General features: G+C 57.6%; 23 protein-coding genes and 1 tRNA gene. 9 read left to right on the forward strand and 15 right to left on the reverse strand.

The features are described 5' to 3' along the window. Window positions 1-731 precede the first annotated feature (731 nt). Together H8B15_RS11515 and H8B15_RS11520 are read left to right on the forward strand one after the other, a co-directional pair. Window positions 732-1,934 (forward strand): threonine synthase, encoded by a 1,203-nt coding sequence (locus tag H8B15_RS11515; protein WP_187319844.1) that lies wholly within the window; start codon window positions 732-734, stop codon window positions 1,932-1,934. 353 nt (window positions 1,935-2,287) lie between these two features. After that, entirely contained in the window at window positions 2,288-3,688 is a 1,401-nt protein-coding gene (locus H8B15_RS11520) for an ammonium transporter (protein WP_187319845.1), read from the forward strand. A gap of 188 nt (window positions 3,689-3,876) precedes the next feature. Here the strand turns inward: H8B15_RS11520 and H8B15_RS11525 are convergent, their stop codons facing one another. The 7 genes from H8B15_RS11525 to H8B15_RS11555 form a co-directional block, all read right to left on the reverse strand. Then, window positions 3,877-5,082, reverse strand: coding sequence for a tetratricopeptide repeat protein (locus H8B15_RS11525; protein ID WP_187319846.1), 1,206 nt, complete (start codon window positions 5,080-5,082; stop codon window positions 3,877-3,879). 24 nt (window positions 5,083-5,106) lie between these two features. Then, window positions 5,107-6,321, reverse strand: a complete 1,215-nt coding sequence (locus tag H8B15_RS11530) for a tetratricopeptide repeat protein (RefSeq protein ID WP_187319847.1) — start codon at window positions 6,319-6,321, stop codon at window positions 5,107-5,109. A 16-nt stretch (window positions 6,322-6,337) separates the two neighbouring features. After that, window positions 6,338-7,702: an ATP-binding protein gene (locus tag H8B15_RS11535; RefSeq protein ID WP_187319848.1), complete on the reverse strand. Its 1,365-nt coding sequence runs from the start codon at window positions 7,700-7,702 to the stop codon at window positions 6,338-6,340. Window positions 7,703-7,758: 56 nt separating this feature from the next. Continuing rightward, window positions 7,759-8,022, reverse strand: a complete 264-nt coding sequence (locus tag H8B15_RS11540; RefSeq protein ID WP_187319849.1) for a DUF167 domain-containing protein — start codon at window positions 8,020-8,022, stop codon at window positions 7,759-7,761. A gap of 19 nt (window positions 8,023-8,041) precedes the next feature. Further along, a complete protein-coding gene (locus tag H8B15_RS11545) occupies window positions 8,042-8,242 on the reverse strand; it encodes a hypothetical protein (RefSeq protein ID WP_187319850.1) in 201 nt (66 codons plus the stop codon). 204 nt (window positions 8,243-8,446) lie between these two features. After that, window positions 8,447-9,172: an endonuclease III domain-containing protein gene (locus H8B15_RS11550; RefSeq protein WP_343069150.1), complete on the reverse strand. Its 726-nt coding sequence runs from the start codon at window positions 9,170-9,172 to the stop codon at window positions 8,447-8,449. 48 nt (window positions 9,173-9,220) lie between these two features. Continuing rightward, on the reverse strand, window positions 9,221-10,150 hold the full coding sequence (locus H8B15_RS11555) for a hypothetical protein (RefSeq protein WP_187319851.1): 930 nt from the start codon (window positions 10,148-10,150) through the stop codon (window positions 9,221-9,223). A gap of 239 nt (window positions 10,151-10,389) precedes the next feature. On the opposite strand from H8B15_RS11555, the gene H8B15_RS11560 reads away from it, so the two are divergent. Next, window positions 10,390-11,205, forward strand: a complete 816-nt coding sequence (locus H8B15_RS11560; RefSeq protein ID WP_187319852.1) for a TrmH family RNA methyltransferase — start codon at window positions 10,390-10,392, stop codon at window positions 11,203-11,205. A 176-nt stretch (window positions 11,206-11,381) separates the two neighbouring features. Here H8B15_RS11560 and nagA read toward each other — a convergent pair whose 3' ends face one another. Then, complete coding sequence (gene nagA, locus H8B15_RS11565) at window positions 11,382-12,509, reverse strand: N-acetylglucosamine-6-phosphate deacetylase (protein ID WP_187319853.1); 1,128 nt, start codon at window positions 12,507-12,509, stop codon at window positions 11,382-11,384. Window positions 12,510-12,635: 126 nt separating this feature from the next. On the opposite strand from nagA, the gene H8B15_RS11570 reads away from it, so the two are divergent. Then, window positions 12,636-12,893 (forward strand): acylphosphatase, encoded by a 258-nt coding sequence (locus H8B15_RS11570; protein WP_187319854.1) that lies wholly within the window; start codon window positions 12,636-12,638, stop codon window positions 12,891-12,893. A gap of 74 nt (window positions 12,894-12,967) precedes the next feature. Here H8B15_RS11570 and H8B15_RS11575 read toward each other — a convergent pair whose 3' ends face one another. Both H8B15_RS11575 and typA read right to left on the reverse strand, forming a co-directional pair. Continuing rightward, entirely contained in the window at window positions 12,968-13,282 is a 315-nt protein-coding gene (locus H8B15_RS11575; RefSeq protein ID WP_187319855.1) for a hypothetical protein, read from the reverse strand. Between the two features lie 131 nt (window positions 13,283-13,413). Then, window positions 13,414-15,222 carry a translational GTPase TypA gene (gene typA / locus H8B15_RS11580; RefSeq protein WP_187319856.1) on the reverse strand — a complete coding sequence of 603 codons (1,809 nt, stop codon included), beginning with the start codon at window positions 15,220-15,222 and terminating at the stop codon, window positions 13,414-13,416. Window positions 15,223-15,363: 141 nt separating this feature from the next. On the opposite strand from typA, the gene msrB reads away from it, so the two are divergent. The 3 genes from msrB (at window position 15,364) to H8B15_RS11595 (ending at window position 17,380) form a co-directional block, all read left to right on the forward strand. Next, a complete protein-coding gene (gene msrB / locus H8B15_RS11585) occupies window positions 15,364-15,975 on the forward strand; it encodes a peptide-methionine (R)-S-oxide reductase MsrB (RefSeq protein ID WP_343069151.1) in 612 nt (203 codons plus the stop codon). A 66-nt stretch (window positions 15,976-16,041) separates the two neighbouring features. Further along, entirely contained in the window at window positions 16,042-16,830 is a 789-nt protein-coding gene (locus tag H8B15_RS11590; RefSeq protein ID WP_187319857.1) for a DUF3050 domain-containing protein, read from the forward strand. A gap of 196 nt (window positions 16,831-17,026) precedes the next feature. Further along, window positions 17,027-17,380 (forward strand): hypothetical protein, encoded by a 354-nt coding sequence (locus H8B15_RS11595; RefSeq protein WP_187319858.1) that lies wholly within the window; start codon window positions 17,027-17,029, stop codon window positions 17,378-17,380. A 9-nt stretch (window positions 17,381-17,389) separates the two neighbouring features. Here the strand turns inward: H8B15_RS11595 and H8B15_RS11600 are convergent, their stop codons facing one another. Continuing rightward, a complete protein-coding gene (locus tag H8B15_RS11600; protein WP_187319859.1) occupies window positions 17,390-17,962 on the reverse strand; it encodes a hypothetical protein in 573 nt (190 codons plus the stop codon). A gap of 214 nt (window positions 17,963-18,176) precedes the next feature. Here H8B15_RS11600 and metG point away from each other — a divergent pair, with 214 nt between their 5' ends. After that, window positions 18,177-20,225 (forward strand): methionine--tRNA ligase, encoded by a 2,049-nt coding sequence (gene metG, locus H8B15_RS11605; RefSeq protein WP_187319860.1) that lies wholly within the window; start codon window positions 18,177-18,179, stop codon window positions 20,223-20,225. 206 nt (window positions 20,226-20,431) lie between these two features. Here the strand turns inward: metG and pth are convergent, their stop codons facing one another. Together pth and H8B15_RS11615 are read right to left on the reverse strand one after the other, a co-directional pair. Continuing rightward, window positions 20,432-20,995, reverse strand: a complete 564-nt coding sequence (gene pth, locus H8B15_RS11610) for an aminoacyl-tRNA hydrolase (protein WP_187319861.1) — start codon at window positions 20,993-20,995, stop codon at window positions 20,432-20,434. A 129-nt stretch (window positions 20,996-21,124) separates the two neighbouring features. Further along, window positions 21,125-21,697, reverse strand: coding sequence for a 50S ribosomal protein L25/general stress protein Ctc (locus tag H8B15_RS11615; RefSeq protein ID WP_187319862.1), 573 nt, complete (start codon window positions 21,695-21,697; stop codon window positions 21,125-21,127). Window positions 21,698-22,045: 348 nt separating this feature from the next. On the opposite strand from H8B15_RS11615, the gene H8B15_RS11620 reads away from it, so the two are divergent. Continuing rightward, a complete protein-coding gene (locus tag H8B15_RS11620) occupies window positions 22,046-23,917 on the forward strand; it encodes a CocE/NonD family hydrolase (RefSeq protein WP_187319863.1) in 1,872 nt (623 codons plus the stop codon). Window positions 23,918-24,034: 117 nt separating this feature from the next. On the opposite strand, the gene H8B15_RS11625 is transcribed toward H8B15_RS11620, so the two are convergent. Both H8B15_RS11625 and H8B15_RS11630 read right to left on the reverse strand, forming a co-directional pair. Beyond that, window positions 24,035-24,964 carry a ribose-phosphate pyrophosphokinase gene (locus H8B15_RS11625; protein WP_187319864.1) on the reverse strand — a complete coding sequence of 310 codons (930 nt, stop codon included), beginning with the start codon at window positions 24,962-24,964 and terminating at the stop codon, window positions 24,035-24,037. A gap of 165 nt (window positions 24,965-25,129) precedes the next feature. Next, window positions 25,130-25,202, reverse strand: a tRNA-Gln gene (locus H8B15_RS11630). Window positions 25,203-25,247 lie beyond the last annotated feature (45 nt).

Genomic DNA, 25,247 nt, shown 5'->3' on the forward strand with positions numbered 1-25,247 from the left:
GGGGCAGTAGGGAAAGAATGGGAAAAGATACCCCCTTTCTCTACTTTTCACTGGCCTACTTCACGGGGAAGCCTACATTGTTAACTACACAGGAAATAACCTTTGGGTGCGTGGCCAGATAGCATAACCGTTCGTGATGAGACAACAAGGTATCTAAAAACCGATAGTCTTATACACTTCTCAACATTGGCAAAAGCAACTAGCGAAAACGACCGTTAATACTGTTATTTACACTGCTTATTAACGCATTTAACTGATTAAAAGTGGTTTATGTGTAAAAAACGAAGTGGTAGGTCCTTCAACTCTGAGGGTTCGTCCTGTTTGTGTGATGGCACTCTCCTTTCCAATACTCGCCATCCCCCGGCCCGCGCCGTGCGTGCCAAGGTGCGCGCCGCTTCTGTGCGGGTCGTGTTGTTCGCATAGCTTTCTGCCAGGTTCGCGTGTTGCAACAGCTGGAGAATCCGATGCAACGTTGAGCCAGCCTTTTGCCCTAGGTGCTCAATACGTAGCGTATAATCCGCGCCTTGTGGAAGAAGAGCCCCACATAGAATCATTTGATTAAATGAAAGTGCGCTATTGGTCAAGTATTTAACGGCTGTGCTGAACTTCTAACTAAGCCTAGGTAGGTGGAAATGATAAGACCATCCGTATTCCAAACGGGCATAGCCTATTCCAAATAGCTGTTAGGTTCAGGAATGAACAGCACGCAGCTTTGCGTAGACTTTGCTGCTATGCTGACTTCTGTAGAACCTATTTCGCGCCTGCACGAGCTGCGCTGCTCGGTGTGCGGCCAGGCCCACACGGCCTACCTCTTGCAAACCGTATCGGAGTGCCACGCGGCGCCGCTGGAGGCAGTGTATGACCAGCGCCCGCGCCTGACCCGAGCCGTGGCCATCAACGTGCACGATGCCTCCATGTGGCGCTACCGGGCCATGCTCCCCCTGCTCGACGACGAAAACAAGGTGACGCTAGGCGAGGGTTTTACGCCCATTCTGCCTCTACGGCAACTGGCGGGCCGCTACAACCTGCGCGAGCTATTGTTGAAAGACGAAGGCCAGAATCCGACCGGCTCCTTTAAAGCCCGGGGCCTGAGCATGGCCGTGTCGAAGGCAAAGGAACTGGGCAGTACAGGGTGCATTATTCCTACGGCTGGCAACGCAGGCGTAGCCATGGCGGCCTACTGCGCCCGCGCCGGCCTGCGCGCCGTGGTAGTAATGCCCCGTCACACGCCCACGGCCTTCAAAGAAGAATGCTACTGGTACGGCGCCGAGGTGCATCTTGTAGATGGCCTCATCAACGACTGCGCCGCCCGCGTGCGCGAGCTGAACAGCCGCAACGAGCTGCTGGACGTTTCTACCCTAAAGGAGCCCTACCGCCTCGAAGGCAAAAAAACCATGGGCTACGAGCTGGCCGAGCAGCTCGACTGGCAATTGCCCGACGTGCTGCTCTACCCCGCCGGCGGCGGCACCGGCCTCATTGGCATCTGGAAAGCCTTCCGAGAAATGCAGGCGCTGGGCTGGCTGCCCGCCAGCGCAACGCTACCGCGCATGGTGGCCGTACAGGCCGAAAACTGCCAGCCACTCGCCGAAACGTATTTCGGCCGCCAGGCCAGCTGCGCCGCCTACGTGGGGCAGCCTACTATTGCCAATGGCCTCGCGGTGCCGCGCCCCCTGGGCGAGCAAATGATGCTGCGCGTGCTGCAAGAATCCGGCGGCACGATAGTAAGCATTTCCGACGACGACATGCTGGTAGGGATGCGTGAGCTAGGCCAACTGGAAGGCCTGTTTGTGGCGCCCGAAGGCGCCGCCGTGTGGATGGCCGCACGGCAGCTGCTAGCCGCTGGTAGCATCCGTCCCGACGAGCAAATCCTGCTGCTCAATACCGGCTCCGGGCAGAAGTATTTGGACAATGTGCTGGGCAGGTCCAAGGGGTAGGAGAAGCTGTCTTTGTTAAATCGGTGAATTATTGGAACGGTGTAGAGACGCGCCCTTACGGCTTGTCTTTGAACGATGCCGGTAGGGGCGTTTGATAATGAAACGCGAGGATACGTCTCTTCATCTTCATAACTAACACAAGCAGCTTCTAGAAAAGAATAAACGAAAAACAAAAAAGGGAATAGTAGTTATACGCGTTGATTGATGTGAATTAGATAGGTGTAATCTGAAAAATAATAGGTAATTTGTAGAGAAAGGGGGTAAAAATTAGAGGGTATCTAGATGAAAGATAGGTTTCAGGTGTATATTGCCCTTGGAAACTATACCCCCGGTCCTTTCAATCACCTCTACGTATGTCTTCCCCCTCTACTTTACGACCAAGCTACACCCTGTTTTCGCTGTTTGCGCTGGTAGCCATTAGCTTAGTAGTAGCGCTGGTGCCCCTGGAGCACCCCACCGCCGCGCCCGATTCGCTGAACGGCGCCGATGTGGCCTGGATGCTTACGGCCACCGCCCTCGTGCTGATTATGACGCCGGGCTTGTCCTTTTTCTATGGGGGGATGGTGCGGCCCAAGAACGTTATCAGCACCATGCTCCAGAGTTTTGTGGCCATGGGCGTTATCACGGTGCTATTCTACCTGGTAGGTTTCTCGCTGGCCTACGGCGACTCCTGGCACGGGCTGATCGGCAACCCCTTCACGTTCATAGCCTTGCGCAACGTAGGCACGGCACCCAACTCGGCGTTTGCGGCTACCATTCCGTTTGTGCTGTTTTTTGCGTTTCAGCTGAAGTTTGCCGTCATCACCCCGGCGCTCATCACCGGTTCGTTTGCCGAGCGTGTGCGCTTTAAGGGGTATCTGGCATTTATGGTGTTGTTTAGTTTGTTTATCTACTGCCCGCTGGCGCACTGGACCTGGCATCCTGAGGGCTTTTTGCGGCAGTGGGGTGTGTTGGATTTTGCGGGTGGTACGGTAGTGCACATTTCGGCGGGTATTGCGGCCCTGGCCGGGGCTATGGTGCTGGGCCGTCGTTCCACCCATGTGCGCCAAAGCTCTTTCTCGACGCCCAACGTGCCCTATGTCATGCTGGGCACCGGCCTGCTGTGGTTTGGTTGGTTTGGTTTTAATGCCGGTTCCTCACTGGGTGCCAATGATATAGCTGCGCTGTCGTTCGTAAATACTACCCTGGCTTCGGGCGCAGCCCTTATTGCTTGGATGCTGATTGAAACCATCTGGGGCGGCAAGCCCACGGCGCTGGGCGCCTGCATTGGAGCAGTGGTAGGCTTAGTGGCCATTACGCCCGCGGCCGGCTACGTGCAGAGCGGACACAGCATCTTCATCGGGGTTATTTCCTCCCTGATTAGCTACGCCGCCGTGCACTGGAAAAACAGCCGCACTACCCTCGACGACACCCTCGATGTGTTCCCTTGCCACGGCTTGGGCGGTATCGTAGGCATGCTGCTTACGGGCGTGTTTGCGGATAAGGTAGGGCTGATTCACGGCTCGGCTACCACGTTTGGCTACCATGTGCTGGCGTTGGTTATCGTAGTGGCCTACACCTTTGTAGGGTCCTGGATTTTGCTGAAAATAACAGCCTCTGTTTTTGGACTGCGCGTGAAGCCAGCCGACGAAGACCTGGGCCTAGACCTGAGCCAGCACGAGGAATCAACCTACCATGTGGATGAGGAGTACGAGCGCACCTACCGCAGAACTCCGATGCAACATGAGCCGGAGCCGGAATTACTTTCTCGGTAAATGCGTAGAAGCACCCTATAAACACAAACGGCCCGTCTTATGAAGATGGGCCGTTTGTGTTTACAGGGTGTTCATACTATCTAAACGGTGTAGCATATTGCGTCTCGTCGTTGAACAAATCTGGTAGTAGGGCGCGAACAACAAAACGCACGTAGGCGTCTTGGAACCGTTACAGCTATCTTTCTAAACTACCGCAACGCATACGTCCAGACGTACACCACGAGGCCGCCGAAATATAAAGCCAGTGCGGGCGTAACGTAGGTTTGCGGCATGCCAAGCGCCACGAGGCCGACGGCTATGAGCCCTACTACCGCCAAGCCACCCGCAAACCACATCGATTGACGCTGACGTTTGGGGGCCAGCAGCCGCCATGTACCCACCACTGGAAACAGTAGCCCCAGCGTGGCAAAGCCCAGCAGCTCCACGGCGGGTAGCTGGCCTAATAGTCCGCCTACGACGGCCACTGTGCCACCCAGCAGCAACACCAGAAACTGGTTCGATTGGCGTACCTGGTCGGGGCTGAGGGCGTGGCGGCCGTGACTATTGAGGCGTAGTAGGGAGTTGAACAGTGGATCGGCGAACCAGCTCATGAACACCAGCAGCAAGTACAGCGGCAGCAGCAGCGGCACGAACCGCGCCAGCACCCATAGTCCAATAAACAAGGCTCGACGAGTGCCATCACTAAGCGTAGTAGACCAATACGCAAATTTCAGGAAGCCGCGGTACAACCAGTAGCGGGCTTTCAGGGCTTCTACCAGGCCTTCGCGGGCGTAGTCAGAGGTAGGGTGGAGGCGCAGGGCCTCGCGAAAATAGCCCAGCGCCTGTTTGGGCCGACCGGCTTCCAGGGCCACCCAGCCAGCATCGGCGTGGGTGCCGGCTGCGTCGGGGTCGTGGCGCAGAGCTTCCTGGAGTGTGTCGGCGGCATCGGCGCGGCGGCCCAAGCGGGCCAGCGCCCGTCCGCGCAGCCCCAGGCAGTCGATGTGGGCAGGGTCGTAGCGCAGGCCGGTTTCGGCGGCGCGCAGGGCGGCCTCCCATTGCCCGCGCCGAAACCGGATGATGCCCAACGTGTGGTGGTAGTTGGGGTCGGCGGGATCCAGCGCCAGCGCCTGCTCAATGGCTTGCTGGGCCTCCTGCGGTCGGTGCTGACGCAGGTGGGCCAGGCTGAGCAGGTAGTAAGCAAAGTCGTATTCCGGGGCCAGATGGATGGCCAACTCCGCTTCCTGCTGTCCCTCTTCCAGCTTATTCTGTTCCAGTAAGGCCATCCCTAACCAGCCGTGCGCGAGGGCATCGGTAGGGTCGTCGTGCAGCATCTGGCGTAGCTCCTGCTCGGCCTGCGGGGCCCGGTCTTGACGTAGGAGCAGCAGGATGCGGTCGGTCCAGTGAGTTACGGGCATAAAGGATAGCGTAAGTGAAGCCTGCTACTCTTGTTGTGGAGCATATGGCTTAGCAGGACGGAACAACTGGTAGATCAGTAGGAAAAGCCCAAAAATAGCCAGGAAGCCCCGGCTTTCGGTGGCAGGATCAGGGTTTTGCCAGAAATCATACAGCATAAGCAACGCATTGCCGCCCGGTGAGAGCAGTAGCAAAAAGCCCAGCGGTAGGCGCTTGTCGCCCTCCCGAAAGCGTCGCCACGCGTTGCGCAGCGGGAAAATCAGCCCGCCTCCTACCAATGTCCACACCACTGGTAGGCTAGCTGGCAACAGAGCGGCGCTGGCGATGGTGACGCCTCCCCAGATCAGCCCACCATAAAACCAGGCATCGGTAGGCGTGGGGGCGCGTTGCTGCTGCTGATACCGCCAATCCAGCACGGCGCTCAGCAACCACGCACCGGCCAAGGGTAGGAGGAGCAGGCAGCAGCCCAACGTCAGGCAAACCGCCCACAGCTTGCTCCGAAGATGCGGCGCTTGCCACTGGTGCTGAATCTCCTGTTTTTGCGCTGTGGCCCACACAATGGGCCGTCGCCACCAGCGCGTGTCGCGGGTGGCCTGTTGCAAGAGTCGTTGCGCCACCTGTAGGGTAGGGTCGAGGCGCAGGGCTTCGCGCAGGTGGGGTAGGGCCGCAGTAGCCTGATGCCGTTCCAGCAGCGCCGAGCCCACGTTGAGCCGCACAATGGCTGTGCTCGGCGCTAGCACCAACAGCTGCGTAAACACGGCATCAGCAGTGGTGTAGTCGTGCAGCTTATTGAGGCCCATGCCCAGCCATAGTAGGTTACCTGCGTGTTGGGGCTCCAGGCTCAACCCTGCATAGGCTACCTCAATAGCCGCCGCATACAAGCCCGCAAACCACAAAATCTGACTCCGCAACGCATAATACCGCACCATATCGGGGCGCAGGCGCAGGGCCTGGATAATGGCCTCGTCGGCGGCCAGATAGCGACTAAGCAGGTGCTGCACCTGGGCCAATAGGAAGAAAGCACTGGGCTCCTCGGGGGCCAGTGCAATGGTGGTGCGACTCATCTCCAGCGCCTCAGACAGCCGGCGCTGCCGCAATAGGGCTTCTGTTAGCGTGAGGTGGGCCTGCACGTCGTACGGTTCCTGTTGGAGCCGGCGCATGGCCAGCTGAGCCGCATCGACGGGGCGGTGGTGCTGAAGCAGGAGCGCTGCCCGGGCAAACCATTCTTCTTCCTGCCTCATCACACAAGCCGCCTACCTACTCCCGCGGTTTTTTAATGCCCAAATACACCAGAATATCGTCGTACACGCCGCCCTCGTTGGAGTAAAGCGCGTAGTTTTTGGCCGTGGCAAACCACTCCTTGGTGCTGGGGCGCACCTGGCCGGTGGCTTGCAGGAAATCGGTCTGCTCCAGGGGCAGGGGGCGGCCCTGCTTCATCGACTCCCGCAGGCGGTTTTCAATGGCCACGTCTACCAGCGCCTTGAGGTCGGCGCCGGAGAAGCCAGTCGTTTTGGCGGCCAAGGCTGCCACGTTCACATTGGTGCTCAGCGGTTTTTCGCGCAGCATCACTTCCAGTACGGCTTGGCGGGCAGCCTCATCGGGCGGCGTCACCAGCACAATGCGGTCGAAGCGGCCGGGACGGCGGAAAGCTGCATCCAGGTGCCAAGGCGCGTTGGTGGCGGCCATAATGAGCACGCCGTCGTTGGCACTCACGGCTCCATCCAACTCGGCCAGAAACTGATTGATAACGGTACGGCCCGCGCTTTGGCGCAAGTCGTGGCGATTGGCGGCCAGGGCGTCTACCTCGTCAAAAAACAGCACGCACGGCGCCTGCAACCGAGCCATCTGAAACAGCTGGTGCAGGTTTTTCTCGCTGTTGCCCAGCCACATATCCAGAATGTCGTTGATGCCGACGTTGATAAACGACGCCTGCACCTCGCCGGCTGTGGCACGAGCCAGGTGAGTTTTGCCGCAACCAGGCGGGCCGTACAGCAGCAGCCCACCGCCGGTAGCTTTGCCGTAGGCTTTGTAGAGGTCGGGGAATTGCAGGGGGTGGATGATTTTGAGGCGGATTTCCTCCTTCACCGCCTCCATGCCGCCTACATCGGCAAAGTTGATTTTGGGCTTTTCGAGGCCCGCAAACAGGGCTTGTTCGTCTACCACAGGCGCGCTATCGGTGGGGCGCGGGCCTTGTGCCGGCACAGGCGTAGCCGATTCGCGCAGTTGGGCGGCCAAGGTAGCGTCCTCCAGGGTAGGGTTATGGTGCAGAGCCGTTTCATACGCCTCACGGGCGGCTTCTTGCTGACCGGTTTGGGCAAGTAGGCGCGCGTGCAGCAAGTGGGCACGCGCGTGCTCGGGGGCGCTGATTAATAGTTCTTCCACCACCACAAAAGCCGCCGAGGTTTTGTGCAAGCCAGTGTAGACTTCGGCTAATCCCAACTGCAAATCCGTATCGGTGGGTACCTGACGCAGGCCGGTGCGGTATAGTTCTTCGGCTTCGGGGAGGCGTTGAGCTTGCACCAGCAGGCCGGCTACGTGCTTGCGAAGGGGTAGATTATCGGGCGAGAAGGTAAGCGCTTCCAGCAGCGGTTGAATAGCGGATGGATCGGGTAAAGCAGCCATAAGTAAACACGAATCGTTGTACTTGCAAGCTACGGTCTTTCGCGGTTTTGTGCTAACTAATCCGCTTTATATTGCTGCAAAACCATCTGTAAGTCAATTTCTGACACACCAGCAATGGCTATTTTTTTGGAAGGCGCCGTATGGCCGCTTAGTAGCTCAACACTTGATTTGGCTACGCCAAATACCTCGGCCAGGTAGGCCAGCAGGCAAGCGTTGGCTTTGCCATCCTGAGGGGGCGCCTGTAGGCGCACCGCTACAGTGCCATCGGCGGCTACCAGCAGCTGATTGCGACGGGCATTAGGCTTGGCTTTGAGGTGCAAAATGGCCAAAACAGTTGCCTTACGCGGGGTCGTTGTAGGCGTCGTACACGTTCCAGGCCCACACCAGGAAAGGCACAATAAACGTCCACCACAGAAAAAATCCGACCAAGCCGCTAATCACCCAAATGAACAGCGCCTTCAGAATCTGGCCTTTGATTAATTGGCCCAAGCCGGGCAGGAATATGGAAGCAAGGGCTGGAACGCCGTAGGTCTGTTTCATTAGTCGATTATTTAATGTGCTGTTTGGTTGATGTGCTGATGAGTCGATACGATGATGTGATAGAGCTAATAAGTTGATTTTCGACGGTTTGATGTGCTATGTGCTGGTTTCGATGCGCCTTATTGAAACGCCGTTTTCCTCGGATGGTTGAAATGATATGGTAGGGTTCGCAATCAGCCTATCAAAAATCAACGTATCAGCACATCAACTTACCCGTGCCTGCCCGAACGGGCATTGGTCGAGCACAACGCAGCGCCCGCAGGCCGGAGCAGCGTAGTAGCAGCATTTTTGCCCATGAAACATGAGCGCCTCATGGTGGTCGTAGACTTGCTGGGCGGTCCAATCGGGGGGGAGTAGGGCTGCTAGTAGGGCGTGTGCGGGGCCTTCGCCTACCTTGGGACCAATCAGACCCAGGCGTTGGGCCACGCGGTGGTGGTGGCTGTCGACGGGCATAGCGGGCCGGTGCAATGTGCTGAACAGCAATACGGCGGCGCTGGTTTTGGGGCCTACCCCCGGCAGTTGCTCCAGCCAGGCCCGAGCCTCTGGAATGGGCATATCGGCCAGAAATTCTAGGTGGCAGGGGCCGTCGCAGCGGGTGCTTACCTCGCGCAGTACGGCTTGCAGGCGCGGGGCCTTTTGCTCGGGCCAAGTGCAGGGGTTGATGGCGGCTTCTACCTCCGCCGTCGGGGCGTCGCGCACGGCATCCCAGTCTGGAAACCGGGCGCGCAGTTGCTGGTAAGCGCGGTGCGAATCCTGGTTTTTGGTGCGGTGCGAAAGCAAGGAGCTGATGAGCTCACTCAGAGGATCTTTTTCGCTGAAAAACGGAAAAGGCGCGCCGTACTGAGCGCAGAGGCGCTCGTGTACCAGCAGTGCCTTTTCCTGGCGGGCTTCGAAGGTAGGAGAGTCGGGGGCGGTAGGGGAGGGCTTCACTTGCTTGCCTACGCAAAGCGCCGGCCGCAGGGTTGCCCGCGCTGTCTCCTATCTACCGGCGTTATTGTCGCTGTTATAAATCGTAATAGCCTGTTTGATGTTATTCTGCTGCTTGCCCTGCAACACCAGCGGTACAATCAGCAGCGGTATACCCGCATACACCAGCGGCGAAATAGTAGGCCCAGTTGCGTTTGGATTAACAGACGATACCAACCCGGCCACCAGCAAACCACCGGCGGCCACGTAGCTTAGGGTAGTGATGGTCTGGTAGCGGCGTGCCTGGGCTAGCAGGGCGCTGGCGCCGGCATTGTCGGACACGGCCACGCTCAGGTTGCGCACATTCAGGTCCTGCACCGGCCCGTTTTCCTTGCTGAAATACGACGTTTTCACTGTACGGTAGCCACCGTAGGGGTAGCCTCCAAAACCACCACCGTAGGGCATGCCGAAGCCTCCGTAGCCAAATGGGCTATACCCGAAAGGGCTGCCGCCTGCATACTGCGTACGGGTGATGGAATACAGGCTCAGGCGCCCTACCCGGTCACGGCGCAGGGTAGCCTCACGGCGCGATTTGGGTAGGGTAGTGCGCACATAGAATCCGGTTTCGTCTTCGTAGTACCGCACTTGGTCGAAGTCGATGCGTTGCTGCCCGTCGAGCAATAAGAAGTTGCGCCCAAACACGGGCTGCTTGATTTCGACGTCGTAGGCGCGGTACACCTGCCCGCTTTTCAGGCCCACCGCGTAGCGACTGGTATTGGCCGGGGGTAGGCTCTGCATCTGGCGTTGCTGCTGTTGCTGGCGCATCTCAGCTTCCGACAAGGCCGGTGGCGCCGCCAACTGGGGCCTTACCGTATCGGGAGCAGCTACGGGCGCGGGGGCTGCTTGCGGCAGCGTGTTGAGTTGGCGAGGACCCTCCTGCTGCGCCCATGCGGCGGGCGCGCCCAGCAGGAGTACGGCGAAGAGAAAGGAGCGGCAAGTCATGGTGCGTAGAGAAAAAGCAGAAGCCCAAAAAAACGGGGTCGGCATGAAGGTAAAATTAATTTTGCTACGCTGCTAGCCGAAAATTGATGGAAGCAGCCAAACCATTAGCACATGGATGACCACTGGCAACCCAATGGTTGCATAACGTCAGAACATTTGGATATGGTATGAGACTGAGCTAACCGCAAATGCCCAACTTGTTGTCTGTTGGCACCTGCCAGCCCGTATCTTTGCCTACCATGTCTGACCTTATTACCAGCCCCCAGAACCCGCGTATTAAAGCCTTGCTGCGGTTGCAGCAAAAGTCGTCGGAGCGGCGCCAGCAGGGCCTGACCATTGTAGAAGGCTTGCGCGAGCTGACGGTAGCCCGGCAGGCGGGGGTAGCGGTGCCTACCATATTCATCTGCCCCGAGCTGGCCGGCGCAGCCCAACCGCCTACTCTCGCTGCTGTGCTCGATAAGAGTACGGAGTGGGTAACCGTCTCGAAAGCCGTGTTTGAGCGCGTGGCCTACCGCGAGGGTTCCGATGGTGTGCTGGCCCTGGTGCGCCCACCCCACCGTACGCTCACCGACCTGAGTCTACCCTCCAATCCGCTGCTGCTGGTGCTGGAAGCCGTGGAAAAGCCCGGCAATCTAGGCGCCATCCTGCGCACCGCCGATGCTGCCCAGGCTACCGCCGTCATCGTCTGCGACCCACGCACCGACCTCTACAATCCCAACGCTATCCGCAGCAGCATTGGCTGCATTTTCACGGTGCCCACGGTGGCTACTTCGCGCCTTGAGCTGTTGGCATGGTGCCAGGAGCACGGCATCCGCACCTACGCCGCCGCCCTCACCGACGCGGCCCTACCCTATACTACCCGCGATTTTCGCGGCCCCACGGCCCTCGTGATGGGCACCGAGGCCGACGGCCTCACCCCCGAACTACGCCAAGCCTGCGACGAAACCATCATCATCCCCATGCGCGGCGCCATCGACTCGCTCAACGTAAGCACCGCCACCGCCATACTAACGTTTGAAGCCGTGCGGCAGAGAGGAGAAATAGTGAAGTGGTGAGTTTGTGAAGTAGTGAATGAAAAAGGCGGCTGTCATCCTGAGCTTGCGAAGGACCTTATCACGCTTGGACGAGTCGTTGTGACGTCTGTTGTTCTAGTGTGATAAGGTCCTTCGCTCCGCTCAGGATGACACGCGTCTTTTCAACTCACAATTTCACTACTCACCACCTCACCACTTCATTCTTCATTCCAAACCAACTCCCCCGCCAGCACGGTGCCTTGCACCTCAAAATCGGCGTTGAATAAACATAAATCAGCACGGTAGCCGGGTTGGATGAGGCCTAGCTCGTCGTCGAGGGCGAGGACCTGGGCGGGGTAGAGGGTAGCCATGCGCAGGGCTTCTTCCAGGGGTAGGCGCACCTCCTGCACGCAGTTGCGCACGGCATCCATCATGCTGAGAGCCGAGCCAGCCAGCGTGCCGTCTTCGTCCACGAAGCAATTATCGGCTCGGCGGAAACGGTAAGCGCCGTGGGTGCCGGCCTCCACGGCATCTGTAATCAGAAACAGCCGCTTGCCCAGTAGTTTGTGGCTGATGCGCACGGCCGCAAAGTCGCAGTGCACACCGTCGGCAATGATGCTGGCGTGAGCTGAATCGGCATCGTAGATGGCCCCTACCAGCCCCGGCGCCCGGCTTTCCAGCGCCGACATGGCATTGAACAGGTGCGTAGCCGCCGTGAAACCCTGTTTGAAGGCCGCCGCGCCCTGCGCATACATAGCGTTGGAGTGCCCTGCCGACAGGACTACCTCCGCGCGGCGCAGCAGAGCTATTATTTCCGGCGTGGTCACTTCGGGCGCCAGCGTCATCATGCGCAGGATGCCTTCACCTATTGTGAGTAGCTCCGCTACCGATTCGGTAGTGGGCTGCTGAATAAATTCTTCCTGGTGAGCACCCTTCTTAACAGGGTTGATGTAAGGACCTTCGAGATGAATACCCAGCAGGCTTGGGTACCCGGCCTGTTGGTAGTCGCGGCCGGCTTGCAAGGCCGCCCGTATCATCTCGGGCGAGTTGGTGGGCATGGTAGCCTGAAAGCCGGTGGTGCCGTGGCGTCGCACGTAAGCCTGTAGCTTCTGCAACGATTGCACCGTTGGATCAACCGAAAACAGTGCCCCACTACCCCCATAAATCTGCAAATCGATGAAGCCGGGGCTCACATTGCACCCGCGCCCATCCACGCGGTCTACGTCGGCGGGGGCGGCTACTTCGGGTACAATGGCCGCCACATGGCTTCCTTTAATCAGCACGGCGTGGTCGTGCAAAACGGTGTTGCCGCTGTAAATGGTGCAGTTGGTAAGCAGGTACGACATGGTGGCGGAGTAGTCAGATGTAGAGTGTGTGCTAAGCTACTAAACGGTAATAAGCAGGTAGGGTATCGAAAGCAGTTGGGGTTCTCACGCTCAACCCGTCTCGTTGCCTTGGCGTAGGCATACGCTATGGCACACGAACACCGCACATTCCGCATTCGCGGCCGCGTACAGGGCGTCTTTTTTCGACGGAGCGCACAACAGGAAGCGCGCCTACTCGGCCTCACCGGCTATGCCCGCAACAACGACGACAACACCGTTACAATTGAGGCCGAAGGACCTGCGGAGGCGCTGAATAAGCTAGCCGCTTGGTGTCAGCACGGCCCTAGCACCGCTAAGGTAGAGCGGGTAGAGAAAACGGTGGGGGGAGATGCAAGGCTACACTGAATTTGAAGTGCGGCGCCATTGAAAAAGGCTCAGCGTATACGCTGAGCCTTTTTTAATTTCACACGACAGCCTGTCTAGCTGGCTTTGTTGTACACGGTTTTTTCCAGCCGCTCAATGCGCTGCTGCAAGCTTTCTATATCCGTATGCTGCTGTTGCTGCGTAGCCACCCCATCATAGCGCGCTGTCTGCCTGTTCATAGCATCAATCACGGCCTCCGTCATGCGGTCGAAGGAGTTGTTGAGCCGTGCAAAGCCTTCGTTCATATCCTGGCGCATCTGCACTTGCTCTTGCTGCATTTGCGCTTGCTGTTGCTGCACGTGTTCCAGCGTAATCAAAATGTCGGCTACTACTTCGGGCAGGTCGCGCTTATTGCGGTTTTCAGAATCCATAGAATAGTATAAGTTGGTAAGCCAAGATACGTAATTGCTCCGGCAGTTGATAAAGCTAAAAAAGAAAAGGAGCGCAACCGTTTTGGTTGCGCTCCTTTAAAGCTATCAGCCAATAGCTTCTACCACAAACGTTAGTCAGCCTGCTTAGCGTAGCGTAGACGCTCGTTTTCGTCGAGGTAGATCTTGCGCATCCGCACCGATTTCGGCGTTACCTCCAGGTACTCATCCTTCTGGATGTATTCCATGGCTTCTTCCAGCGAGAACTGGCGCTTGGGCACAATCTTCACGTTTTCGTCGGAGCCCGAAGCACGCATGTTGGTGAGCTTCTTACCTTTCTGAATGTTGATGGTGAGGTCGTTGGGGCGGGTGTGCTCACCGATTACCTGACCAGCGTATACCTCTTCGCCCGGATCCACGAAGAACTCGCCGCGGTCCTGCATCTTGTCGATGGTATAAGCGGTGCCAGGACCGGTTTCCAACGAAATCAGCGAGCCGGAAACACGACCGGGAATGTTGCCCTTGTGCGCCTCATACTTTACGAAACGGTGGTTCATGATGGCCTCACCAGCGGTGGCGGTCAGCACGTTGTTACGCAGGCCAATCAAGCCGCGCGACGGGATGTTGAACTCCAGGTGCTGCAAGTCGCCCTTGGGCTCCATGATGGTCAGCTCGCCTTTGCGCATGGTTACCAACTCAATCACCTTGCCGGCGGTTTCCTCGGGCACATCTACTACCAGGTGCTCGATGGGCTCCAGGCGGTGGCCGCTCTCGTCTTCCTGGAACAGTACCTGGGGCTGGCCTACCTGCAACTCATACCCTTCGCGGCGCATCGTCTCGATGAGCACCGACAAGTGAAGAATACCGCGGCCGTACACCAAGAAGGAGTCTTCCTTGTCGGTTTCCTTCACGCGCAGGGCCAGGTTTTTCTCGGTTTCCTTGTACAGACGGTCGCGCAGGTGGCGCGAGGTCACGAACTTACCTTCCTTACCGAAGAACGGCGAGTTGTTGATGGTGAACAGCATGTTCATCGTCGGCTCGTCGATGCTGATGCGGGGTAGGGGCTCCGGGTTTTCGGCGTCGGCAATGGTGTCGCCGATGTCGAAGCCTTCGATGCCCGTTACGGCGCAGATTTCGCCGGCGCTAACCTCCGAAACCTTGGCGCGGCCGAGGCCTTCGAATACCTGTAGTTCTTTGATTTTTACCTTCTTGATGCTGCCATCAGCCTTGCACAGGCTCATGTTGGCACCTTCTTTCAGGGTACCACGCTGCACACGGCCGATGGCGATACGACCCACGAACGACGAGTAGTCGAGCGAGGTCACCTGCATCTGCGGGGTGCCTTCGTTGAACGGCGCGGGCGGAATCACCTCGATGATGGCATCGAGTAGGGGCGTGATGTTGTCGGTCTGCTCTTTCCAGTCGCGCGACATCCAGCCTTGCTTGGAAGAGCCGTACAGGGTCACGAAATCCAGCTGGTCTTCCGAAGCGCCCAAGTTGAACATCAGGTCGAACACCTGCTCGTGCACCTCGTCGGGGCGGCAGTTTTCTTTGTCTACCTTGTTTACTACCACGATGGGCTTCAGGCCCAGGTCGATGGCTTTGCCTAGCACGAAACGCGTCTGGGGCATAGCGCCTTCAAAGGCATCGACGAGCAGCAATACGCCGTCGGCCATCTTCAGTACGCGCTCTACCTCACCGCCGAAGTCGGCGTGACCAGGGGTATCGATGATGTTGATTTTAACGTCCTTATAGCGGACGGACACGTTCTTGGAAACGATGGTGATACCCCGCTCGCGCTCCAGGTCGTTGTTGTCGAGAATCAGGTCGTCGAACTGCTGGTGTTCGTCGAAGATTTTCGAGGCGTGAATGATCTTGTCCACGAGCGTGGTTTTGCCGTGGTCAACGTGCGCAATAATTGCGATATTCCGAATGTTCTGCATACAAAGGGTTTTGCGGGTGCAAAGGTACGCATTTTTGGTGGCAAAAACGCACAGCAACAAAAAGATAACTCACTGTGACTGAAAGAGCCGCGCTGCGTGGCAGAACCGAACGCAAAGCCAAGTGCGTACGTTTCATCACAGATGAGTTTACTGCTCATCATCTCCTCCGGCCTTTCATTTCCTACCCTCATGCGTACCTCCTTGCTGGCTTTGCTGTTAGCCCTCGGTATCAGCTCCACAGCCTGTTCTCAGAATAAAGCTAAAACCATCCCCAACGGCCCCGACGTGCCAGCCCGCACCGTGAATGCGGTGGACAAAAAATACGCCGCCCCCAAGCCCGTGACGGGCAAGCCCGGCGAGTTTCCGGTGCAGAAAACCACCGCCGAATGGAAAAAGCAACTCACCGACGAGCAGTTCTACATCCTGCGCGAGAAAGGCACCGAGCGCGCCTACAACAACCCCTACTGGGACAATCACGCCAAGGGCACGTACTACTGCGCCGGCTGCCACAACCTGCTGTTCAACTCCAGCACCAAGTTCGAGTCGGGCACAGGCTGGCCGAGCTTTTGGGCACCTGCTACCGATAATAGCCTGAAAGTAACCGACGACGAAAGCTTCGGGATGAGCCGCGACGAGATAGTGTGCGCCAAGTGCGGCGGCCACCTCGGCCATGTCTTCGACGACGGCCCCAAGCCTACCGGCCTGCGATACTGCATGGACTCGTATGGCATGACCTTCGAGAAGGCTAAATAACCTAAGCTGAACTGTATTTTTGTGCTGCTGAGCTTCGGCTTGGCGGTACTTTTTATTTTCCTACCTATGTCCGCTCACCCCAATTCCATCGAAGGCCTGCAACGGCAGCTGGCCCCCGCCCGCCAGCAGCTTGTCGACCACGGCGTGTACCATGCCCTCACGTCGCTCGACGATTTGCGCACGTTTATGCAGCACCACGTTTTTGCGGTGTGGGATTTTATGTCGTTGCTGAAAGCGCTGCAACGTGAGTTGACCTGTGTATCCCTACCCTGGGTGCCCAAGGGCAACCCCGCTACCCGCCGCCTCATCAACGACATTGTGCTGGAAGAAGAAACCGATGTAGACCCCGAAGGCCGCCCCAGCAGCCACTTCGAACTGTACCTGCGCTCCATGCGGGAATGCGGCGCCGACACCCAGCCAGCGGAGCGCCTACTGGCAGCATTAGCCGAAGGCAAAACCGTAGCCGAAGCCCTGGAAGCTGCGCAAGCGCCAGCGTCGGTGCGGGAGTTTGTGCTAAGCACGTTTGCCATCATCGACTCGGGCAAGCCGCACGCCGTGGCTGCCGCCTTCACGTTTGGTCGCGAAGACGTGATTCCGGATATGTTCCGCCATTTGGTAGCCGATTTGCAACGCCGCTTCCCCGGCCAGCTCGATACGTTTGCGTACTACCTCAACCGTCACATCGAGCTGGATGAGGAAGTGCACACGCCCCTGGCCCAGCAAATGGTGCGCGAACTGTGCGGCGATGATGCCCAGAAATGGCAGGAAGCCGCTACCGTAGCCGCCGAATGCATGCAGGCCCGCGTAGCCCTCTGGAACGGCATCCAGGCCGATTTAGGTGTAACGGCTTCGTAGTGACTCGTTAGGACTAATCAATACCATTGTCATCCTGAGCTTGCGAAGGACCTTCTCACGCTAGAACGAGTCGTTAATACGATGGTCGTTCTAGCGTGAGAAGATCCTTCGCAAGCTCAGGATGACAGAATAGCAACTGAATATAGAACGGGCGCGTTGTAGGAGAAAATACCTCCCACAACGCGCCCGTTCTATAATGTCAGCCCGACTTTTACTTTCGTTTCTCAGTGCTTCGCTGCTGCTTAGCGGTGCGGCCTGCACCATCTCACAGGAGCAAGGCGTGGAGGTAGCCCGCCCCGCCGTGCCCGCCGAAATCCTAACGGATGCCGACCGCCAAGCCGCCTACAACAGTAATGCGGGCTTTGGCAGCGGCACCGCGCCCGATGCTACCCCCGGCCGGGTGCAGCCTGGGCAACAGGCCAGCGACGTAAATTCGCGCAAGCGGCCCGAGAGCCTGAACACCAACCTACCCAACAACACCCCTACCGAAACGCGGCTTAGTCGCCTGCGCGGGGCACCGTTGGATACACTGCGGCTACCGCCACGGTAAAGCCGGTGGTTATTCTGTATCGGCAGCAGTATCCGATGAAGGTGCGGGAGTAGCTGGTTTCTTAGCGCGTGAGGGCCGGCTGCGGGTAGACGTGGCCGCGGAAGTAGCGCGACGGCGCGGCTTAGCGGCCGGTTTCGGTGCGGCTTCTTCCGTATCAGCTGGCGTGGCGGCTAGTTCTTCCGTGTCGATGCTGTCGGAGGCGGCGGGGGTAGGGGTATCGTAGTGGCGCACTATCGTGTGTAGGGCCTGCTCAAACATGCGCTCCGTGTCGGCGTCGAGGCGGTTGGTGGCTTCGCGCACCACTTCCTTCAGTTTGGCTTTGGTTTCCTTGCGGATGCGCTTTACCACTTCGTTCATGCGCTTGTCCAGCTCCTTTTGCAGCTCTTTGGCGGCGGCTTTCAGCGATTTTTTCTGGTTGGTCTTCTTCTCGGCGCGGTTGTCGGTTACCAGCTCCGTGGCTTTGGGGGGGCTTTTCTTCTTGCTTTTGCTTTTGCCTTCAGCTTTATCGTTTTCTGCAATAGAAGCTTTGGTATTGATGAGTTCAGCTTTGGCCGACTTCAGTTTTTTATCCAGTTTTTTCATGGGTAGGGAGCAGTAAGAAGGTGTTTTGTTGGTAGCAGATACGCGCGCACGGCTCGACTGTTGTGGCGAAAGGTACCATGCAACGGTAGGAGAAAGTCGTTAAGAATTTGTTACCATCCTAACTCCTGTTTTTTACTCGTTCCTTTGCCGGAAAATTGGCGCACTTCTGCGCGCCGTTTTCCCTCCGCGACGACTGTTTTTGGTTTCTTTTTCTATGCAAATTCTTCCTCAACGCTATACCGTTACGGCGGCCCTACCCTACGCTAACGGCCCCGTGCACATTGGTCACCTGGCGGGCGTGTACCTGCCGGCCGACATCTACGTGCGCTACCTGCGCGCCCAGCAGCGCGACGTTAAGTTCATTTGCGGCTCCGATGAGCACGGTGTGCCCATCACCATTCGCGCCCAAAAAGAAGGCGTCACGCCCCAGCAGGTGGTCGATAAATACCACGCCATCATCAAAGATTCTTTCCAGGAATTTGGCGTGTCGTTCGATATTTACTCGCGCACTTCTTCCGAAACGCACGCCGAAACGGCCAGCGGTTTTTTCCGCAAACTCTACGACGATAACAAGTTTATCGAGCAGGTTTCGGAGCAGTATTATGACGAGAAAGCCGGGCAGTTTTTGGCCGACCGCTACATTGTGGGCACCTGCCCGCACTGCGGCAACGAAAACGCCTACGGCGACCAGTGCGAGAAATGCGGCTCGTCGCTGAGCCCCAGCGAGCTGATCAACCCGCGCTCCATGCTCTCCGGCAACCAGCCCGTGCTGCGCGAAACCAAGCACTGGTACCTACCCCTCGACCAATACGAACCCTGGCTGCGCGAGTGGATTGTGGAAGGCCACAAGCAGGACTGGAAAACCAACGTGTACGGCCAGTGCAAATCCTGGCTCGACCAGGGCCTGCACCCCCGCGCCGTAACCCGCGACCTGGACTGGGGCGTGCCCGTGCCCGTAGCCGGCGCCGAGGGCAAAGTGCTCTATGTATGGTTTGATGCGCCCATCGGCTACATCTCTGCTACCAAAGACCTGCTGCCCGGCGACGCCTGGAAACCCTATTGGCAGGACGCCGGCACTAAGCTGGTGCACTTCATCGGCAAGGACAACATCGTGTTCCACTGCATCATTTTCCCCACGATGCTGAAGGCCCACGGCGACTACATCCTGCCCGACAACGTGCCCGCCAACGAGTTCCTGAACCTGGAAGGCGACAAAATCTCTACTTCGCGCAACTGGGCCGTGTGGTTGCACGAGTACCTGCAAGACTTCCCCGGCAAGGCCGATGTGCTGCGCTATGTGCTCTGCGCCAACGCTCCCGAAACCAAGGACAACGACTTCACCTGGAAGGACTTCCAGGCGCGCAACAACAACGAGTTGGTGGCCAACCTGGGTAATTTCGTGAACCGTGCCGTAGTACTCACGCACAAATTCTTCGAGGGCAAAGTACCCGAATCCGTGGGTTTTGCTACCGAAGACGAAGACGTGCTGCGCCAACTCGCGGAATTCCCGCAGCGGGTAGGCGACCTGATTGAAGCCTACCGTTTCCGCGACGCCCTGAACGAACTGATGAACCTCACGCGCCTCGGCAACAAGTACCTGGCCGATATGGAGCCCTGGAAGCTCATCAAAACCGACCAAGCCCGCACCGGCACCGTGCTACACGTGGCCCTGCAACTGGCCGCTGGCCTCGTAACGCTGCTGGAGCCCTTCCTACCCGCCTCGGCCGACAAGCTGGGCCAGATGCTGAACCTGGAAAAAGGCAGCTGGCCCCAAGCCGGCCGCTCCGATGTCCTACCCGCCGGCCACCAGCTCCAGCCCGCCGCCCTGCTCTTCGACAAAATCGAAGACGCCACGGTAGAGGCCCAGGTGCAGAAGCTGCTTGACACAAAGAAAGCCAACGAGTTGGCCGCTGCTGTAGCTGCTCCCGCTAAAGCGGATATTTCGTTCGAGCAGTTCCAGCAAATGGACCTGCGCATTGGCACCATCACCGCCGCCGAGAAGGTAGCCAAAACCAAGAAGCTGCTAAAGCTCACCGTGGACCTGGGCCTACCCGAGCCGCGCACCATTGTATCGGGCATTGCCGAACATTTTCTACCCGAAGCCCTCATCGGCCAGCAAGTGCAGGTGCTGCTGAACCTGGCGCCCCGCGAAATCAAAGGTATCCAGAGCCAGGGCATGCTGCTGATGGCTGAAAATGCTGATGGCGTATTGTCGCTGATGCAGCCGAGCAGCCACGTATTGCCGGGATCCAACGTGGCGTAGGGGCGCGTTGCACACGCCCCTCGTTGCTGATGTTGTTATAATCTTATAATCAAAACCGCCTGTCATCCTGAGCTTGCGAAGGACCTTCTCGCGGTAGAACGATGAGCGTCACAACGACTCGTTCTGCCGCGAGAAGGTCCTTCGCAAGCTCAGGATGACAGGCGGTTTTTATGTGTCGCCTACCTAAGGGCGCCTGCAAGGCGCCCCTACTTCGTGTTCACTACGTTCATCGTGCGTTCCAGCCCTATCGTGCCAAACGACAGAATCGCGTCGGCCGCCCGCTCGATGTGGGTGGAAAGGTCGATCTGCTCGTCGGCGGAGAAAGGATTGAGCACGTAATCCACCTGCCTACCCTTCGAGAAGTTGGCATCTACGCCGAAGCGCAGGCGGGCGTACTCGTCGGAACCGATACTTTCCTGGATGCTTTTCAAGCCATTGTGCCCACCAGCCGAGCCTCTGCCTTTCAGGCGCAGCTTGCCGTAGGGTAGGGCTAGGTCGTCGGTTACCACTACCATGTTTTCCTTCGGGATTTTGAGGCTGGTGAGGTAGTGCGCGGCGGCTTTGCCGCTCAGGTTCATGTAGGTGGTGGGTTTCACCAGTACAAAGATTTTACCCTTGTGCTTGATTTCGGTGACGAAGGCATGACGGCCTAGCTCAAACCGGGCGTCGTTTTTCTTCGCCAGATAATCGGCCACCATAAACCCAATGTTGTGGCGCGTATCAGCATACTCCGGCCCAATATTGCCGAGAGCGAGAACGAGGAATTTCATGCGGTAAGGTAGGCGCTTAGCCTCTTAATAAGAACGAAGTTGCAAAGAATACGCTCCATTGTTCATAAAAAGAGCCGCTCTTGTGGGAGCGGCTCTTTATGTATACGATACGTAGCCGAAGCCAGTAACTTATTTCTCGCCAGCCATCTGGCCTTTCAGCGCACGTGGGATGGCCACGGTGGCGATAGGAGCCAGGGGGTTGGTCAGGATGGTGTAGTTCTCAGGCTCTACCTTACTTACTTTGATCGACTTACCGAGGCCCAGGTCCGAAATGTCCACTTTCACGGAATCTGGCAGGTTTTCGGGTAGGGCTTTCACTTTCAGCTTACGCAGCTTGCTTACCAGCTTGCCACCAGCCAGCACGCCCGGCGATACGCCTACGTATTGTACGGGCACGTCCATCTTCACTTCTTTGCCGTCTTGCAGCAACAGGAAGTCAACGTGCAGCAGCATTTCGTTTACGGGGTGGAATTGCGCGTCCTGCACGATAGCACGGTAGGTAGTACCCTCAACGTTGAGGTCTACAATGTGTACTTCGGGGGTGTACAGCAGTTCGCGGAACAGGATGGCCGGGGCTGAAAAATGCACTTGCTCGTCGCCGCCGTACAGTACGCACGGTACATACGACTCCAGGCGCAGCGCCTTGGCATCTTTCTTACCGAGATTCGCTCTTTTAAACCCTACAATCTCGAGGCTTTTCATAAAAACGTGTGTTTGAGAGAAATAGAACGCCTACCCTGCATGGGTAAACGGGCCGCAAAGGTAGGTATAAATTCAGAAGTATGAATAGATAAGTGAGGATAATCCTTGAAATGTCTCGTTCCGTCAAAACGTCATTTCGACCAGCGGGAGAAATCTCGCGTGCCGTGATAATTTCAATCGTCAGGAATTACCGTGGCACGCGAGATTTCTCCCGCTGGTCGAAATGACGGACAAAGATGTTCTCACGCAATCGGAGCCATTAACGCAACCTGCCGGCAAAACCGCAGACTTTGGCAGTAGCCTCCGCAGGCAATTCTGTACTTTGAGGCCCTCATCTATTCTCTCCCCATGAAAAAAGCAGTTGCCCTCGGCTTACTGGTGTGGTGTAGCGTTCCGGCGCTGGCCCAAAACCAGGATAGCTACGCCAAAGCCCACTACACCAAGCAGGAAGTGTACATTCCGATGCGCGACGGCACCAAGCTGTTCACGGCCATCTACACGCCCAAAGATGCCAGCAAGCAGCACAAGTACCCCATGATGATGCAGCGCACCTGCTACAGCATCGCGCCCTATGGCGAAGGCAAGTATCCGGCGCGCCTGGGACCTTCGGAAACGATGATGAAGGAGGGCTACATCTTTGTGTATCAGGATGTGCGCGGGCGCTACAAGAGCGAGGGCACCTGGACCAACATGACGCCCGTTATCGACAACAAGAAGGGTAAAAAGGACGTCGACGAGGGCTCTGATACCTACGATACCATTGAGTGGCTGACTAAGAAAGCAGCCAACAACAACGGCAGGGTAGGACAGTGGGGCATTTCCTACCCCGGTTTCTATACGGCGGCCGGCATCCTGTCGGACCATCCGGCGCTGAAGGCTTCCTCGCCGCAGGCACCCGTTTCGGACTTCTTCTTCGACGATTTCCACCACAACGGGGCGTTTTTGGAATCGTACATCTTCACCTTTCCGGTGTTTGGGGTGCAGAAGCAGGATACCACCAGCCGTGCCTGGTACAGCGCCCAAAACATCAAGCCAAACACCAAGGACGGCTACCAGTTTCTGCTGGATCTTGGTCCGCTGAAAAACGCCGACCAGTACTACGCCAACAACTTCTTCTGGCAGGAAACCATCAACCACCCCAACTACGACGAGTTCTGGCAGAAGCGCGGCCTACCTGAGCACTACAAGTCCGGCATCAAGCCGGCTGTGATGACGGTAGGCGGCTGGTTCGACGCCGAGGATTTGCGCGGCCCGCTCACTATTTATAAGACCATTGAGAAGAAAAACCCCAACGCCTATAACACCATCGTGATGGGGCCGTTTGGACACGGGCGCTGGAGCCGCGAAACCGGCCACACCATGCACAGCAACGTGTATTTTGGTGACAGCATTGCCACGTTCTATCAGAAGAATATCGAGGCGAAGTTCTTCCGGCACTTCCTGAAAGAAGACAGCGGCAAGAACTCCGGCCTGCCCGAAGCCTATATGTATGACACGGGCAAGAAGCAGTGGGAAACCTTTGCCAAGTGGCCCGCCGCCAACGCTACCCACCAAAAGCTCTACCTCGCCGCCGATGGTAAAATCAGCCAGCAACCAGCCGCCACGCCCGGCACCACTACCTTCCTCAGCGACCCGCTGAAGCCCGTGCCCTACACCGAGGACCTGACCACCACGATGGGCTTCACCCCGCACAACTATATGAGCGAGGATCAGCGCTTCGCTGGCCGTCGCCCCGATGTAGTGGTGTTCCAGACCGATGTGTTGACCGAAGACGTGACGCTGGGCGGTGAAATCATGGCCAAGCTGCAAGTGGCCACCACCAGCACCGACGCCGACTGGGTAGTGAAGCTCATCGACGTGTATCCGGGCGATGAGGCCAACAACGCCTACATGCCCAACAAGAACATCATGCTCAGCAACTACTGGCAGATGGTGCGCTCCGAAGTGATGCCGGCCCGCTTCCGCAACAGCTTCGAGAAGCCCGAGGCAATGGTAGCGAATCAAAAAACGGCCGTTGATTTCCGCTTGCAGGACGTGCTGCATACCTTTAAAAAGGGCCACCGCATTATGGTACAGGTGCAAAGCACGTGGTTCCCATTCATTGCCCGCAATCCGCAAAAGTTCGTGCCCAACCCCTACAAAGCCGACGCCAGCGACTACACGAAAGCTACGCACACGGTGTATGGGGACAGTTTCTTGGATGTGGAGGTGCTGAAATAAGGTCTTTCTGTCATCCTGAACGCAGTGAAGGACCTTATCACGTGAGAACGACTCGTGGTTTCGAGTACCGTCTTTACGTGATAAGGTCCTTCACTGCGTTCAGGATGACAGAAAAATCTAAATAAACAACGAGCTAATCGACTCGTGCGAAACAACGTTGTGCATGGCCTGTGCAAACAGTGCTGCCACCGATACTACCTTGATCTTCTTGTTCTCCTCGCGCAGCGGAATGGTATCCGTGATAATCAGCTCCTCCAGCGCGGAGTTGCGGATACGGTCATGGGCGGGGCCGCTGAGCAGGGGGTGGGTGATGACTGCCCGCACCGATTTGGCGCCGCGCTCCATCAGCAGGTCGGCGGCTTTGCAGATGGTACCGGCTGTGTCCACGATGTCGTCTACCAGCACCACGTTGTGGCCGGCTACGTCGCCGATTACCTGCATGGAGGCAATCTCGTTGGCCCGCAGGCGCATTTTGTCGCACACTACAATCTCGGCGCCGAAGCGCTTGGCGTAGGCCCGCGTGCGCACTACCCCGCCCACGTCGGGGGAGGCAAACAGCAGGTTGTCCAGGTTCAGCGACTTGATGTAGGGCACCGTCACGGCGGCACCGTCGAGGTGGTCTACCGGAATATCGAAGAAGCCTTGGATCTGGCCCGCGTGCAGGTCGCAGGTCATGAGGCGGTCGGCGCCTACGCTCTGGATGATGTTGGCTAATACTTTGGCGCCGATGCTCACGCGCGGTTTGTCTTTACGGTCCTGGCGGGCGTAGCCCATGTAGGGCATCACCACGTTCACTTTATAGGCCGAGGCGCGTTTGGCGGCGTCTACCATCAAGGCCAGCTCCATCAGGTTCTCGGCGGGCGGGTTGGTGCTTTGGATCAGAAAAACCGCGCAGCCGCGCACGCTTTCGTTGAAGCTCGGCCCCAGCTCCGCGTCGGCGAAGCGCTGGATGCTAAGGTCGCCCAGCGGCATACCGTAGGCGGCCGCTATTTGCTCACCGAGTTCGTGCGAAGCATTGCCCGTAAAGATCTTAACCTGTTGTGACATGAAAAAGAGGTAGAGGTGTTGGAGAAGAAGACAAAGAACGGGCGGCAAGTAGAAAGCGCCAAGCGTTGGCCCGAATAAAGCCAGCGCCCCAGAAAAACCTAAAAAAGCGAAAGGCGCTGCCTTCCTGTTTAGGAAGATGCAGCGCCTTTCGCGGTAGTTGAGCAGTTGTCCGACCAGGGCTCGAACCTGGACTTTCTTGAATCAAAATCAAGCGTGTTGCCAGTTACACCATCGGACAATTTGTAATTCCCAACGGGGTGTGCCGTTTGGGTGTGCAAATGTA

The sequence above is a fragment of the Hymenobacter citatus genome (genome assembly GCF_014333615.1).
Lineage (GTDB): Bacteria > Bacteroidota > Bacteroidia > Cytophagales > Hymenobacteraceae > Hymenobacter > Hymenobacter citatus.

Excerpts from the sequence above, each read along its gene's own strand:
- H8B15_RS11560 (WP_187319852.1), top strand. The coding sequence starts at position 10,390 with ATGTCTGACCTTATTACCAGCCCCCAGAACCCGCGTATTAAAGCCTTG.
- pth (WP_187319861.1), bottom strand. The coding sequence starts at position 20,995 with ATGAAATTCCTCGTTCTCGCTCTCGGCAATATTGGGCCGGAGTATGCT.
- H8B15_RS11555 (WP_187319851.1), bottom strand. The coding sequence starts at position 10,150 with ATGACTTGCCGCTCCTTTCTCTTCGCCGTACTCCTGCTGGGCGCGCCC.
- H8B15_RS11620 (WP_187319863.1), top strand. The coding sequence starts at position 22,046 with ATGAAAAAAGCAGTTGCCCTCGGCTTACTGGTGTGGTGTAGCGTTCCG.
- H8B15_RS11525 (WP_187319846.1), bottom strand. The coding sequence starts at position 5,082 with ATGCCCGTAACTCACTGGACCGACCGCATCCTGCTGCTCCTACGTCAA.
- msrB (WP_343069151.1), top strand. The coding sequence starts at position 15,364 with ATGAGTTTACTGCTCATCATCTCCTCCGGCCTTTCATTTCCTACCCTC.
- H8B15_RS11615 (WP_187319862.1), bottom strand. The coding sequence starts at position 21,697 with ATGAAAAGCCTCGAGATTGTAGGGTTTAAAAGAGCGAATCTCGGTAAG.
- H8B15_RS11535 (WP_187319848.1), bottom strand. The coding sequence starts at position 7,702 with ATGGCTGCTTTACCCGATCCATCCGCTATTCAACCGCTGCTGGAAGCG.
- H8B15_RS11575 (WP_187319855.1), bottom strand. The coding sequence starts at position 13,282 with ATGGATTCTGAAAACCGCAATAAGCGCGACCTGCCCGAAGTAGTAGCC.
- H8B15_RS11595 (WP_187319858.1), top strand. The coding sequence starts at position 17,027 with ATGTCAGCCCGACTTTTACTTTCGTTTCTCAGTGCTTCGCTGCTGCTT.
- H8B15_RS11545 (WP_187319850.1), bottom strand. The coding sequence starts at position 8,242 with ATGAAACAGACCTACGGCGTTCCAGCCCTTGCTTCCATATTCCTGCCC.
- metG (WP_187319860.1), top strand. The coding sequence starts at position 18,177 with ATGCAAATTCTTCCTCAACGCTATACCGTTACGGCGGCCCTACCCTAC.
- H8B15_RS11520 (WP_187319845.1), top strand. The coding sequence starts at position 2,288 with ATGTCTTCCCCCTCTACTTTACGACCAAGCTACACCCTGTTTTCGCTG.
- H8B15_RS11590 (WP_187319857.1), top strand. The coding sequence starts at position 16,042 with ATGTCCGCTCACCCCAATTCCATCGAAGGCCTGCAACGGCAGCTGGCC.
- nagA (WP_187319853.1), bottom strand. The coding sequence starts at position 12,509 with ATGTCGTACCTGCTTACCAACTGCACCATTTACAGCGGCAACACCGTT.
- H8B15_RS11515 (WP_187319844.1), top strand. The coding sequence starts at position 732 with ATGCTGACTTCTGTAGAACCTATTTCGCGCCTGCACGAGCTGCGCTGC.
- H8B15_RS11600 (WP_187319859.1), bottom strand. The coding sequence starts at position 17,962 with ATGAAAAAACTGGATAAAAAACTGAAGTCGGCCAAAGCTGAACTCATC.
- H8B15_RS11530 (WP_187319847.1), bottom strand. The coding sequence starts at position 6,321 with ATGAGGCAGGAAGAAGAATGGTTTGCCCGGGCAGCGCTCCTGCTTCAG.
- H8B15_RS11570 (WP_187319854.1), top strand. The coding sequence starts at position 12,636 with ATGGCACACGAACACCGCACATTCCGCATTCGCGGCCGCGTACAGGGC.
- H8B15_RS11625 (WP_187319864.1), bottom strand. The coding sequence starts at position 24,964 with ATGTCACAACAGGTTAAGATCTTTACGGGCAATGCTTCGCACGAACTC.
- typA (WP_187319856.1), bottom strand. The coding sequence starts at position 15,222 with ATGCAGAACATTCGGAATATCGCAATTATTGCGCACGTTGACCACGGC.